The sequence below is a fragment of the Methylobacterium sp. J-070 genome (assembly GCF_022829385.1).
GTDB lineage: Bacteria > Pseudomonadota > Alphaproteobacteria > Rhizobiales > Beijerinckiaceae > Methylobacterium.
In genome coordinates this window covers 13,614-26,240 of the sequence record NZ_JAKSXX010000224.1, presented here as the reverse complement: position 1 = coordinate 26,240, position 12,627 = coordinate 13,614, and the positions used below count along the sequence as shown (strand labels likewise).

Annotated in this window: 13 protein-coding genes; 4 read left to right on the top strand and 9 right to left on the bottom strand. The window is 70.7% G+C overall.

The annotated features are described in order from the left end of the window. Positions 1 to 34: 34 nt before the first annotated feature. Positions 35 to 1,108, bottom strand: coding sequence for a UV damage endonuclease UvsE (locus MKL01_RS24035; protein WP_243907687.1), 1,074 nt, complete (start codon positions 1,106 to 1,108; stop codon positions 35 to 37). A 129-nt stretch (positions 1,109 to 1,237) separates the two neighbouring features. Here MKL01_RS24035 and MKL01_RS24030 point away from each other — a divergent pair, with 129 nt between their 5' ends. Then, entirely contained in the window at positions 1,238 to 2,461 is a 1,224-nt protein-coding gene (locus tag MKL01_RS24030; RefSeq protein ID WP_243907686.1) for a YihY/virulence factor BrkB family protein, read from the top strand. 28 nt (positions 2,462 to 2,489) lie between these two features. Here the strand turns inward: MKL01_RS24030 and MKL01_RS24025 are convergent, their stop codons facing one another. Continuing rightward, the gene (locus MKL01_RS24025; protein WP_243907749.1) at positions 2,490 to 3,479 is read right to left on the bottom strand and encodes an extensin family protein; all 990 of its coding nucleotides are present in this window, start codon (positions 3,477 to 3,479) and stop codon (positions 2,490 to 2,492) included. 111 nt (positions 3,480 to 3,590) lie between these two features. Between MKL01_RS24025 and MKL01_RS24020 the strand changes: the two genes are divergently transcribed. Continuing rightward, entirely contained in the window at positions 3,591 to 4,823 is a 1,233-nt protein-coding gene (locus tag MKL01_RS24020) for an amidase (protein WP_243907685.1), read from the top strand. A 19-nt stretch (positions 4,824 to 4,842) separates the two neighbouring features. Here the strand turns inward: MKL01_RS24020 and MKL01_RS24015 are convergent, their stop codons facing one another. Next, entirely contained in the window at positions 4,843 to 5,988 is a 1,146-nt protein-coding gene (locus MKL01_RS24015; RefSeq protein WP_243907684.1) for an AI-2E family transporter, read from the bottom strand. A gap of 161 nt (positions 5,989 to 6,149) precedes the next feature. Here MKL01_RS24015 and MKL01_RS24010 point away from each other — a divergent pair, with 161 nt between their 5' ends. After that, positions 6,150 to 6,296, top strand: a complete 147-nt coding sequence (locus MKL01_RS24010) for a hypothetical protein (RefSeq protein WP_243907683.1) — start codon at positions 6,150 to 6,152, stop codon at positions 6,294 to 6,296. A 5-nt stretch (positions 6,297 to 6,301) separates the two neighbouring features. Here MKL01_RS24010 and MKL01_RS24005 read toward each other — a convergent pair whose 3' ends face one another. After that, positions 6,302 to 6,769: a molybdenum cofactor biosynthesis protein MoaE gene (locus MKL01_RS24005; RefSeq protein WP_243907682.1), complete on the bottom strand. Its 468-nt coding sequence runs from the start codon at positions 6,767 to 6,769 to the stop codon at positions 6,302 to 6,304. A gap of 126 nt (positions 6,770 to 6,895) precedes the next feature. On the opposite strand from MKL01_RS24005, the gene MKL01_RS24000 reads away from it, so the two are divergent. Then, entirely contained in the window at positions 6,896 to 7,915 is a 1,020-nt protein-coding gene (locus MKL01_RS24000; RefSeq protein ID WP_243907681.1) for a gamma carbonic anhydrase family protein, read from the top strand. A 384-nt stretch (positions 7,916 to 8,299) separates the two neighbouring features. Here MKL01_RS24000 and MKL01_RS36285 read toward each other — a convergent pair whose 3' ends face one another. The 5 genes from MKL01_RS36285 to MKL01_RS23980 all read right to left on the bottom strand — a co-directional run bounded on the left by MKL01_RS36285 (position 8,300) and on the right by MKL01_RS23980 (position 12,289). Continuing rightward, positions 8,300 to 8,545 (bottom strand): colicin E3/pyocin S6 family cytotoxin, encoded by a 246-nt coding sequence (locus MKL01_RS36285; protein ID WP_409566327.1) that lies wholly within the window; start codon positions 8,543 to 8,545, stop codon positions 8,300 to 8,302. A gap of 242 nt (positions 8,546 to 8,787) precedes the next feature. After that, positions 8,788 to 9,516 (bottom strand): amino acid ABC transporter ATP-binding protein, encoded by a 729-nt coding sequence (locus MKL01_RS23995; protein WP_243907748.1) that lies wholly within the window; start codon positions 9,514 to 9,516, stop codon positions 8,788 to 8,790. 152 nt (positions 9,517 to 9,668) lie between these two features. Beyond that, positions 9,669 to 10,361, bottom strand: a complete 693-nt coding sequence (locus tag MKL01_RS23990; RefSeq protein ID WP_243907680.1) for an amino acid ABC transporter permease — start codon at positions 10,359 to 10,361, stop codon at positions 9,669 to 9,671. A 54-nt stretch (positions 10,362 to 10,415) separates the two neighbouring features. Continuing rightward, complete coding sequence (locus tag MKL01_RS23985) at positions 10,416 to 11,138, bottom strand: amino acid ABC transporter permease (protein ID WP_243907679.1); 723 nt, start codon at positions 11,136 to 11,138, stop codon at positions 10,416 to 10,418. Between the two features lie 227 nt (positions 11,139 to 11,365). Then, the gene (locus MKL01_RS23980) at positions 11,366 to 12,289 is read right to left on the bottom strand and encodes an amino acid ABC transporter substrate-binding protein (protein WP_243907678.1); all 924 of its coding nucleotides are present in this window, start codon (positions 12,287 to 12,289) and stop codon (positions 11,366 to 11,368) included. Positions 12,290 to 12,627: the final 338 nt, after the last annotated feature.

Here is a 12,627-nt window from a genome sequence, read left to right as displayed (position 1 = left end):
TAGAGCGGTCCGGGAGAGGCGTCGAGGCCCCCCGTCATTCCGCCGCGATCGGGCGCGCCCGGTCCAGGTCCAGGATCTGGCGGGCGATCTGCATGGAGGCCCAGTTCTTCGCCTTGGCCTCGATCTCGAAATCGGCCCAGACGAGGTGGCGGGCCACCAGATCGTTCACCGCCCGGTTCCACATCATGTCGGAATGGGCGGCGAGGTCGCGAACGGCATGGCCGGCGGTGCGCAGGGCCGGGAAGTCCGGCAGGGCGTCGGGGCCGCAATCGGCGGAGACCGCCTCGCGCGAGACGCTGATATGGGCCACCGGCCGCACCCCCCGCCAGGAGTCCCGCACCCGGGCGATCCGGGGCTCGTCCGGCTCGAGGTATTCGCCGCCGCTCTGGACCCAGTGGTGGTGCAGGTCGAGCACCACCGGGACCACGTCGGCGAGCCGCAGCACGGCGTCGAGGCCGAAGACGTTCTCGTCGTTTTCCACCGTGACGAGGTCGCGCGCGACGCGGGAGGCCCGGGACAGGGTGGCGCGGAACCCGTCGACGCCCGGATCGCCCGCCCCGACATGGATGTTGATGTGGGCGCCGTGCGGGTGCCAGCCGCCGCCATAGCCCATGCGGTCGAAGATCTCGGCGTGGTAGTCGAGCTCCGACAGCCCGTTCTCGATCGCCGCCGGGTTCCGGCTCGCCAGCAGGCAGAACGGGCCCGGATGGAAGCTGAGGCGCACGCCGAGGCGGCGCGCCAGGGCGCCGGCCTCCGCAAGGCCGCGCTCCACCAGGGCGGCCAGCTCGGGCTCGGCATAGAGGCCGCGCGCGATCGGATGGGTGTAACCCGGCAGGACGTTGCTCGCCATGCGCAGCAGGCGCTCCAGCGGCGGACGGGCGCCGACCCAGGCGATCTGGCGGGCGAGGGCGTCGAGGTTGTGGGCCACCAGGCCGGAGAGCTTCGTCCGCCGGGCCGCAGGCTCCAGCTTGGCGAGGTGGGCCATCGTCACGCTGGTCAGGTTCATGTGGAGCGTCGCGTCGCGCTCCGCCTTGAGGGTGGCGTGGGTGCCGGGCGGCTCGTCCAGGACGAACTTGCAGCAGAATCCGAGGCGTGGCTGATCGCGCATAACGGGCACAACGCGCGGAGGCCGCCGGCGTCCCCGCCTCCGGCGCGGATCCGCGCGGAACGGCGGCCCCGGCTCGACGTTTGAAGCGTCAGAGCGCGGCAGTTCCGCGCGCACGGCCCTTCCCGATCCATGCCCCCGTCGACCACGCAATCGAGCGGACAGCCGGATACCGGCTCGGTCCTGTGGATCCTGATGCTCGGCTCCGCGCTGGTCGCGCTGGCGGCATCGCCCCGGCGCGGGGGCTCACCGGCCCTGCGCGCCGATGCCGAACCGTCCGCCGCACGGGATCCATCCGGAGTGACCGGCGCTCCGGCGGACTCCCCCGAGGGTCCCCTCGGGAGCCCGCTCAAGGGCGCCGCGGCCGGTGCGCGCTCGATCTCGGGACGCGCCGCGCAGCTCACGGCCGCGACCCAGCCGGAACGCGGCCGCGCCGCCGACAGCCCCGCCGAGATGACGCGGTCCGGCTGGAAGGACATCGCCGTCCGCGTCTATCTGGAGTTCAACAAGGACCGGGTGCTGGCGGTCGCGGCGGGGGTGACCTTCTACACGCTGCTGTCGCTGTTCCCGGCCATCGCCGCGCTGGTGACCTGCTACGGCCTGTTCGCCGACGTGACCGTCATCAACGACCACTTGGCGCAGCTGCACGCGGTGCTTCCCACCGGGGCGGTCGAGCTGATCGGCGACCAGGTCAAACGGATCGCCGCCAAGGGCAGCGGCTCGCTCAGCATCACCTTCTTCTCCAGCCTGCTCCTGTCGATCTGGAGCGCAAACGCCGCCATGAAGGCGATGTTCGATGCGCTGAACGTCGTCTACGAGGAGGAGGAGAAGCGGAACTTCTTCTGGCTGAACCTCCGCTCCCTCACCTTCACGGTCGGCGCCCTGCTGTTCATCATCATCGCGCTCAACGCGATCGTGGTGGTGCCGGTGGTACTGAACTACCTGGGGCTCGGCTCCACCGCGTGGCTGCTCGCGGCCCTGCGCTGGCCGGCCATCCTGATTGTGCTCCTTGGCGGTCTGTCGGTGCTCTACCGCTTCGGACCGAGCCGCGAGAACGCCCGCTGGCGCTGGGTCGGCGTCGGCAGCATGGTCGCGGGCCTGCTCTGGCTTGCGGCGTCGCTGCTGTTCTCTTGGTACGTCGCCAATTTCGGCACCTACAACGAGACCTACGGCTCGCTCGGCGCGGTGATCGGCTTCATGACCTGGATCTGGATCTCCTCGACGATCGTCCTGCTGGGCGGCGAGATCAACGCCGAGCTGGAGCACCAGACCGCCCGCGACACGACCACGGGCCCGCCGCTGCCCATGGGCGCCCGCCGGGCACGGATGGCCGACACCGTCGGCGCGGCCGCCTGAGCGCCGTGTTCGGGCCAGCGCCCGCCGCTCAGTAGATCGGCCCCGTGCTCGGCGGCGGTGCGCCGAGCTGCAGCGGCTCGTCGTACTCCTGCGCGGGCTCGTCCGGGGCGGCGGTGGCGACGCGCGGGGCCGTCCGCACCGGCGGGGCGGACGCATAGGCCGAGGCGGCGGGCGGGCGCGCCGGGGCGCGGGCGACCTGGGTCGGGCTCGCGGCCTTCGACATCGGCGACAGGCCGTAGGGATCGTCCTCCTCGACATCCACGGGTGCCTGGGGGGCGGCGGGCTGGCGCGGCGGCGGAACCGGCCGGGACAGGGGCCGCTCGACGCCGGTCCCGAGCTGCGGGGTGAACTTGATCAGCGGCTGGCAGATCCGCTTCAACCCCCGCGGATCGTGCCGCGCGAGGTCGACGTGGATGTGGTCGTAGTGGAACACGTTCGAGCCCGGGGCCAGGACCGTGGTGAAGCGCTGGCAGGCGCCGAGGAAGATCTCGCGCAGGAAGCCCTGCTCGGCTTCCGTGCCGCGCCAGCCGCCCTTGACGGTGATCACGTGGCCGTCGGCGAGCTTGACCGACATGACGTCGATCGCGTTGCCGAAGCCGTGTTCGGAGAGCTTGGCACCGGGCTGGTTGTTGCGGCCGCGGCAGGAATAGGAGCCGGCGTTGATCTCGGCGACCGCCACGCCGAAATACAGGTTGGCGGCCGGCTGGATCGTGTCGGCGAGCCACGCCTCGGCCTCGGCGAGCGCCGGGCAGCCCAGGGTCATCCGCTGCTTCATCAGGACCGAACCGCCCGCGAGCCGCGTCACCCGGAAGGGCTGCTGCATGCCGCACGGCCCGGGCCCGTCCATCGCCGCGACGGGCGTGATGAACTCCGAGGGCTCGACGAGCTTCTTGGCCAGGCAGACCTGCTCCGCCTGGTCGCGCCACGGGTCGCGCCGCTCGAAGTGGTTGATCGAGCACGCGGTGAGCCCAGCGCCGAACAGCGCCAGGGCAGAGAACAGGGATACGCCACGCCACATGACGCGGACGATGCGCACTTTCCCGTAAAGCGTTCGTCAACGGCGTTTCGGGAATGGCGCGGCCTGTGGCGTCCCGGTTGACAGGGCGGCGGCCCGGGGACTGAATGCATTATGCTCTCGCTCCTCGACCTCCGCGCCCGCATCGCCGCCGGCACCCTGACGCCGGCAGGCGCCATCGACCTGTGCCGCGCCGAGATCGCCGCGCGGGAACCGGGGCTGCGTGCCCTGGTCACCCTCGACGAGGCCCCGGCGATCCCGGAGGCGGGCCCCCTCGCGGGGATCGCGGTCGGCGTGAAGGACATCATCGACAGCGCCGGCCTGCCGACCCAGATGGGCTCGTCGATCTACGCGGGCTGGCGGCCCCGGGGCGACGCCGCGGTGGTGGCGCGCCTGCGGCGGCTCGGCGCCGTCCCCCTCGCCAAGACCACCACCACGGCCTTCGCCAGCAGCGACCCGACCGAGACGGTCAACCCGCACGATCCCGGCCACACGCCGGGCGGCTCCTCGGCGGGCTCGGCCGCGGCCGTGGGCGTCGGGATGCTGCCGCTGGCGCTCGGCACCCAGACGGCGGGGTCGGTGATCCGGCCGGCGAGCTTTTGCGGCTGCGCCGCCGTGAAGCCGTCGTTCCGGCTGATCCCCACGGTCGGCGTGAAGACCTATTCGTGGGCGCTCGACACGGTCGGGCTGTTCGCCGCCGGCGTGGCGGACGTCGCCCACGCCCTGGCGCTGGTCACCGGCCGCCCGGAGATCGAACGGGCCGCGTCAGGCTCGGCGCCCCGCATCGGCCTCGTGCGGCAGGACTTCGCCGCGGCGCCGGAGCCGGAGGCCGAGGCGGCGCTGGTTCTCGCCCGGCAGGCGGCGGAGCGCGCCGGGGCGCGGGTGAGCGACCTCGTCCTGCCGGCGGAGCTGGCCCAGGCCTGGGACCGCCACCGCTTCATCCAGGACTACGAGGGCCGGCTGGCGCTCGCCTGGGAGTACGACACGCAGGCCGACGCGCTGCCGCCCCTGGTGCGGGCGCATCTCGACGCCGGGGCCGCGATCAGCCCGGCCACCTACGACGATGCCCGCCGCCACGGCCACCACGCGCGCCGGGTGCTGAAGGGGCTCTTCGCCGATTACGACGCGCTCCTGACCTTCTCGGCCCCCGGCCCGGCGCCCGCGACCCTGGCGTCCACGGGCGACCCGCGCTTCAACCAGCTCTGGACGCTGATGGGCGTGCCCTGCGTGAACGTGCCGGTGCCGGGCCAGCGCCTGCCGGTGGGCGTGCAGGTGATCGGCCGGTTCGGCGACGACGGCCGCGCCCTCGCCGTCGCCCGGACGATCGAGGACGCGCTGCGCGGCTGACGGCGGCGCGTCCCTCCGCTCAGGCGGCCGGCTGCTCGTGGAGCGTATCCTCCACGTAGAGCTGCTCCAGCAGCACCTTGATCACCGCCATCATCGGCAACGCCAGGGCGATGCCCCAGAGCCCGAAGATCACCCCGAGGATCAGCTGCCCGGCGAAGATCGTGGCCGGCGGGATGTCCAGGGCCCGCTTCTGGATGAACGGCGTCAGGCCGTAGCTCTCCAGGCACTGCACCGCCAGATAGACGCCCACCGCGCCGATCACCGCCTTGGTGCCCGACGCCAGGGCGGCCAGGATGATCACGAGGCCCGCCACCAGGGGCCCGACCGTGGGCACGAAGGCGAGCAGGCCCGCCTGGAGCCCCAGGATCAGCGCGCCGCCCAGCCCCAGGAAGGCGAGGCCCGCCCAGGTGCAGAGGAAGATCACCGCCATGATGATCAGCTGGCCGAACAGCCAGTGCCGCAGGGTCTCGCCGGCCCCGTCGAGGACCTGAGACGCGCGCCAGCGCTTCGCGGGCGGCACGAACCGGACCACCCCGTCCCGGTAGGCCGCGGGATCGGCCGCGAAGGCCAGGCCCAGGAAGGCGATCACCAGCAGGTTGCCGAGGGCGTCGAACAGACCCAGGATCACGGCCGCGGCCGGTCCGAGGACGCTGCCGGCATCCGACACGATGGAGCCGCCGCCCTTCAGGAGACCGGAGGCGAGGCCGGCGAGGCCGCCCTCCTTCTGGCCGGGCTCGGTCGAGCCGTCCTTGGCCCCGCCCTGGGGCGCGAGGCTCGGCACGTCGATGCCGCGCTCGGACAGCCAGCTCGACACCGTGCCGGCCTGGTCCTTGATCGTGGTGCCGAGGTCGCGGCCCTGCTGCACGACGGTGGCGCCGCCGTAGCTGCCGAAACCGATCACCGCCACCGCCACCGCGAGGCTGGCCACCGACAGCCGCACGGCCCGCGGCAGGGGCAGGACCCGGCCGAGCCCGCGCGTCAGGCCGTCGAGGAACACGCCGAGGAGCACGCCGGCGAAGATCAGCAGCAATGTGCCCACCGACATCCAGGCGAGCGCCAGCATCGCCACGAAGCACACCACGGCGATCCCCGAGGCGGCGAGCGGCGCCGTCCCGCGCCAGGGCCCAACCGGGCCGTCCAGTTCCTTGAACTTCTTGTCCGACATCTTCGCTCCTGCGCCGCGGGCTCACGAACGCCGCGGGCCCTCCCGGGTCAAGGGCCGCACCGGCGGGATCTGTGCGCGGCGGCCGGGGACCGGACGGCGATCCGCGCGTTGTCCGGCGGCGCGGCCAGATCCCGGGCGGCGTCCCGATCAGGAGAGACCGCATGAGCACCTACGGCGACACCCCGTCCCGCTCCCTCGGCCCGGGCCGGACCGTCGATACCGGCGATCAGCTCAGCAGCGTGACGCTGTTGGGGATCTCCCTCGTCGGGGCGGCGGTCGCGGTGCTGCTCAACGCGCTGATCGTGTAGCGCCCTCAGGTCCAGCGCTCGGCCGCGGATTCGTCCCGGGCCGTCGCCGCGACCCAACCGCCGGTGGTGCCGTCGGCGAGGTGCTCGCGCTTCCAGAACGGCGCCCGGGTCTTGAGATAGTCCATCAGGAAATCCGCGGCCTCGAACGCCGCGACCCGGTGGCTCGCGGCGGTGACCACCAGCACGATGCCGTCGCCCGGGCGCACCAGACCGTGGCGGTGGACCACCCGCAGCGCCTGGAGCGGCCAGCGCGCCATGGCCGCCTCGGCGACCCGGAGGATCTCGGCCTCGGCCATGCCGGGATAGTGTTCGAGTTCGAGGGCCGCCAGCCGCCCGTCCTCGTCGCGGCACAGGCCGGTGAAGGTGACGACGGCCCCGGCCCGGCCGCCGAGTTCGGCGCCCACGCGGGCGATCTCGGCAGCGGTGTCGAAGGGCTCGGCCTGGATGCCGACGCTCGGAACGGGCGCACTCATGTCCTGATCCATAGGTATCCGCGGCGGTGCCGACCAGCCCCGCGCCTGTCACACGCGGTCCTGCCGCTATATGAGACGGTCCGTCGCGCCCTGCGGGCCCGGCCCGCGGTGGAGGAGAATGTCCGCGTGACCCCCGACCTGATCCTGCCCTACGACGGCGTGCAGCCGGATTTCGCGAGCCGTCCCGTCTGGTGCGGCCGCGGCAGCACGGTGATCGGCGCCGCCCGGATCGGCGCGCAGGCCTGGATCGGCGACGAGGCGGTGATCCGCGCGGACGGGCAGGCGGTCGCCCTCGGCGATCGGTTCTGGCTCGGCCACCGCTCGACCGTGCACATCGCCACCCTGACGCACGGCACCCAAGTCGGCGACCGCGTCACGGTGGGGCGCAACAGCGTCGTGCATGCCTGCACGGTCGGTTCCGACGTGGTGATCGAGGACGACGTGGTGATCCTCGACGGGGCGGAGATCGGCGACGGCACGGTGATCGAGGCCGGCGCGACGGTGTTCCCCCGGACGCACCTGCCCGGCGGCTATGCCTATGCCGGCAGCCCGGCGCGTCAGAGCCGCCCGGTCGCGCCCGAGGAGGTCGCCGAGCTGGCCGAGCGGCTGCGGGAGCGCATGGGCGACGGGCCCGCCCTCCCGCCCTGCGACGCGCCGGAGGTCGAGGCGAGCGTGTTCGTGGCGCGCACCGCGCGCCTGCGCGGACGGGTGAGCCTCGGGGCCGGGGCGAGCGTGCTGTTCTGCTGCGATCTCAACGCCGAGGTCGGTCCGATCGTAGTCGGCGCCGACACCAACATCCAGGACAACACCGTCATCCGCACCCGGGCCGAGGGGGTGGTGATCGGCCGCGACACCACCATCGCCCACAACGTCCGCATCGCCGATTGCCGGATCGGCGCTCGGGCGCTGATCGGCATCGGCGCGACCATCGCCACCGGCACCCTGATCGCCGACGACGTCATGCTGGCCGCCGGCGCCACCACCGATCCCGGCCAGATCCTCGAGGCCGGCTACCTCTGGGGCGGCCGGCCGGCCCGGATCCTCGCCCCCCTCGACGCCGGGAAGCGCGCCATGATGATCCGCATCGTCGAGGGCTATTGCCGGCACGGGCGGGAGTACCGGGCGGCGCAGGCGGCGCTGGGTTAGAACGGCCCTCGGGGCCGAAGCCGACACGGCTTTGGCGCAGGCGATTGCGAGGGATCGGGGACTTGGAGCGCAGCCCGATGGCGGCGCGATCGGGATCGACTGCAGGGCGCTACGTTTGGAGCAGATGTCCTGCGTAACGTCAGGCCTCGGATGCGACAGGCTCCAAGTACCAGTCGTAGGCATCGACATTGAGCGGAGCCGGTAGTCTCAGGGCAAGTCTACGTATTGCGGAGACACTGAGCGGGTACGAGCCGAGGGCATGCCGATCCGTGTCGGGCACTTTTGCGAGACTTCGCACCTCTTCGAAGATCGAGGCTGGAACGTCGTGTTCGATCGTCAGGCGTTCGGTGCCCTTATCGTATCCAGCCACGATATGTCCGAGGTTCATGGCTCTACGCGCCTCGTGCTGTCGGCCCGTGAAACCGGCTCACCGGTGACCGCGTCGAACGCACCCAGATGGCTCCCGCGCGCATCGTACTTCTCGACATGCCCATGCTGGCAGTCCCATTCGTAGATCCCGCCGTTTGCGTCCTTCCAGCGCACTCGCAACCCGCCGCCTGATCGGGATGTCTTCGGCCGCACCCGCACGGCGTCCGGAAAGCCCGGCACACTCCGTGGTGGGGGCACCATCGTTTCGAGCCGCACCGTTCGGCAGACCCCGCAACGGCTCAGGGCTCCGATTCCCGTGCGGCATCGTCTTGCAGGCCATGCTCCGATTCAAGCGGCCTGACAGAGCGGGGTCGTCCAGCGGACCAACCCACACGGAACAATCGACGCTTTCGAGCAGACGACGGAACAGGTCTTCCGCCTCGTCGAGAACGGTGCCTGTCAGGCGTGCTCCGCGTATTCGGTCGTGAACCGAAGCGAAGCCCTCAGTGCTGCAGGATCTTCGACAGAAACGTCTGCGCCCGCTCGGAGCGGGGGCTGCCGAAGAAGTCCTCCTTCTTGGCGTCCTCGACGATCTCGCCGCGATCCATGAAGATCACCCGGTCGGCGACCTTGCGGGCGAATCCCATCTCGTGGGTCACGACCATCATGGTCATGCCCTCCTTGGCGAGTTCCACCATCACGTCCAGCACCTCGCCGACCATCTCGGGGTCGAGGGCGGAGGTCGGCTCGTCGAACAGCATCACCACCGGGTTCATGGCCAGAGCCCGGGCGATCGCCACCCGCTGCTGCTGACCGCCCGAGAGCTGGCCGGGGAACTTGGTCGCGTGGGCGCCGAGCCCGACCCGGGCGAGGAGGTCGAGGCCGCGTTTCTTGGCGTCCTCGGCGCTGCGGCCCAGGACCTTGCGCTGGGCGATGGTGAGGTTGTCGGTGATCGAGAGATGCGGGAACAGCTCGAAATGCTGGAACACCATGCCGACCCGGGAGCGGAGCTTGGGCAGGTTGGTCGCCTTGTCGGCGACCTTGGTGCCGGCCACCGTGATCTGGCCCTTCTGGAACGGCTCCAGCGCGTTGACGCACTTGATCAGGGTCGACTTGCCCGAGCCCGACGGGCCGCAGACCACCACGACCTCGCCCTTGGCGACCCGGGTGGTGCAGTTCGTCAGCACCTGGAAGTCGCCGTACCATTTGTTGATGTTGTCGATGGCGATCATCGTCTCGCCGGGCGCCGCCGCGGGCACGCCGGAGACGAGGCCGCCGGGCTGCAATCCGGCATCCGCGGGCGCGTGGGCGGCGTCGAGGGCGGGCTCGGCGGCGGTCGGGGCCGGCATCGGGGACGAGGTCATGATGCGGTCTCCAGTGTCGGTCAGCGGATGATGGCCACGCGGCGCTGCAGGCGGCGCACCAGGAACGAGGCCGAGAAGCAGATCGCGAAATAGACGACGGCCGCGAAGATATACATCTCGACGAGGCGGCCGTCGCGCTGGGCCACCTTCGAGGCGGCGCCCATGAAGTCGGTGAGCGAGAGCACGTAGACCAAGGAGGTGTCCTGGAACAGCACGATGGTCTGGGTCAGCAGCAGCGGCAGCATGTTGCGGAAGGCCTGGGGCAGGACGACGTTGCCCATGGTCTGCCAGTAGTTCATCCCCAGCGCCTGCGCGGCGGCCGTCTGCCCCTTGGAGATCGACTGGATGCCCGCCCGCATGATCTCCGAGAAATAGGCCGCCTCGAAGGCCATGAAGGTGATCAGCGCCGAGGGGAAGGCGCCCACCTGGATCGGCGTCGAGGCCCCGGTCACGTAGGCGCCGATATACGGCACCAGGAAGTAGAACCAGAAGATCACCAGCACGAGCGGCAGCGAGCGGCACAGCTCGACATAGCCCTTGGCGAGGTGGCTGAGGCCCGGGATGCCCGAGAGCCGCGCCATCGCCAGCAGCGTACCGATGACCACACCGCCCGCGGCCGCCATGGCGGTGAGGGTCACGGTGAAGACCATGCCCTGTCCGAACAGGTAGGGCAGGGACGACAGGATGACGTTGAAGTCGAAATTCGAGAGCATCGGGGCCTGTTCGCGGTGGCCGTCGGACGGCGGAGGATAGGAAGCGGGTGGCCCTCAGCGCTGGCCGGGGATGGCGACCGCCTTCTCCAGGAAGGTCGCCGCCGTGACGACCACCAGGTTGACGACGACGTAGAGCAGGGTGGCCGCCGTGAACGCCTCGAACACCTGGAAGGAGAATTCCTGCATCGAGCGGGCCCGGGCGGTCAGTTCCAGGAGGCCGATCGTCAGCGCCACGGAGGTGTTCTTGAGGTTGTTGAGGAACTCCGACGTCATCGGCGGCAGGATGATCCGGTAGGCGTTGGGGAGCAGCACGTGGCGGTAGGTCTGGTAGGTGGTGAAGCCCATCGCGGTGCCGGCCATGCCCTGGCCGCGCGGCAGCGACTGGATGCCGGCGCGGACCTGCTCGGCCACGCGGGAGGCCGTGAAGAACCCGAGGCACACCACTGCCGTGTAGAACGGCGCGTCGGGCAGTTGCTTGATCGCGTCGCCGATCCGGGTCGGGACCACCTCCGGCAGCACGAAGTACCAGAGGAACATCTGCACCAGCAGGGGCACGTTGCGGAACAGCTCGACGTAGGCGGTGCCGATCGCGTTCGCGGTCTTGGACGGCAGGGTGCGCAGCACGCCGATCAGGGAGCCGAGGAAGAAGGCGATGACCCAGGAGCAGAGCGCGGTCGTGATCGTCCACATGAGCCCGGAGAGCAGCATGTCGAGATAGGTGCCGGTGCCTTCCGGCGAGGCGTCGAAGAAGATCCGCCAGTTCCAGTTGTAGTTCATCGCGCCGCTTCTGAGAGAGTTAAGGCTCGCCTGGTCTGTCCCGGTCCCCGCCTCATCCCGAGGGGACCGCGAAGCGGGCCTCGAAGGAGGGCTCCGCTGCGCTTGGGCACCTCAGGACGAAGGCGAGGACGGGGGAGCCGTGAACGCCAGGACCGGACGTCGCGTGCGCCGCCGGTCGCGACGCGCCGCAGGCCCTCGCCCGCGGTGCGCCTGATCGTGCACCGACCTCAGTAGGCCGCCGGATCGGGGCTGGCGATCGGCGTGGTGAACTGCTTCTTCATCTCCGCGCTCATCGGCAGGTTGAGGTTGATGTTGCGCGGCGGGATCGGCTTGGTGAACCACGTGTCGTAGAGGGCCTTGCCCTCCGCGCTGGTGTAGAGCTTGGCGGTGGCGTCGTCCGCCACCTTCTTGAAGGCCGTGTCGTCCTTGCGCAGCATGATGCCGTAGGGCTCGGGCTTCGACAGCGCCTCGGTGGAGATCTCGTAGGCCGAGGGATCCTTCGAGGACGCGGCGAGGGAAGCCAGCAGCACGTCGTCCATCACGAAGGCGGCCGCGCGGCCGGTCTCGACCATCAGGAACGCCTCGGCATGGTCCTTGGCGGGCAGGATCGTCAGGCCGAGCTTCCGCTCCGTGTTGGCCTCGTTGATCTGCTTGATGTTCGTGGTGCCGGAGGTCGATACCACGGTCTTGCCCTTCAGGTCCTCGATCGTGTGCAGGTTGGCCGACTTCTTCGAGACGTAGCGGGTCGCGGTCAGGAAGTGCGAGTTGGTGAACCAGACCTGCTTCTCGCGCTCGGCGTTGTTGGTCGTCGAGCCGCATTCGAGGTCGATCGTGCCGTTCGCCATCAGCGGGATGCGCGTGGCGGAGGTGACCGGGTTGAGCTTCACCTCGAGGTTGGGGAGACCCAGATTGGCCTTCACGGCGTCGGCGATCTTGTAGCAGATGTCCATCGCGTAGCCGACCGGCTTCTGGTCGCCGCCGAGGTACGAGAACGGCACGGAGGCGTCGCGGTAGCCGATGGTGATGGCCCCTGCGTCCTTCACCTTCTTGAGGGTGCCGGTCAGTTCCTCGGCCCGGAGGCTCAGGGGCGCGAGGGCGACGGTCAGGCCCAGCGCCGTGGCAAGGCCGCGGCGAGCGAAATCAGACTGCATCGGTACGAAACTCCTGGATCGGGCCGAACGGCGTCGGCTGGCGGCTGGGCACGCGGGCCCGCCCGCTCGGGCGACGCCTTTGCAATGATGGTGCCGGGCGAAGGGTCGAGCATCCGCCGGAACGGCGGTCGAATACGCACGGATCGCGGTCGGGGCTGCGGTCAAGCTCGCGCCGCCCCATCGTAGACGCGATCCCCGCCGTCCTCATCGCCGTCTCCCAGGCGCAGAGCCGGCCTATCGCTCGCGCCGGCGGCATCATGCACATTTCTTAGGCGCACGCACGCGCCGTCGGGAACGGATACGGGCCCGGGGCTGACGAATTCGCGGTATAGAAAACG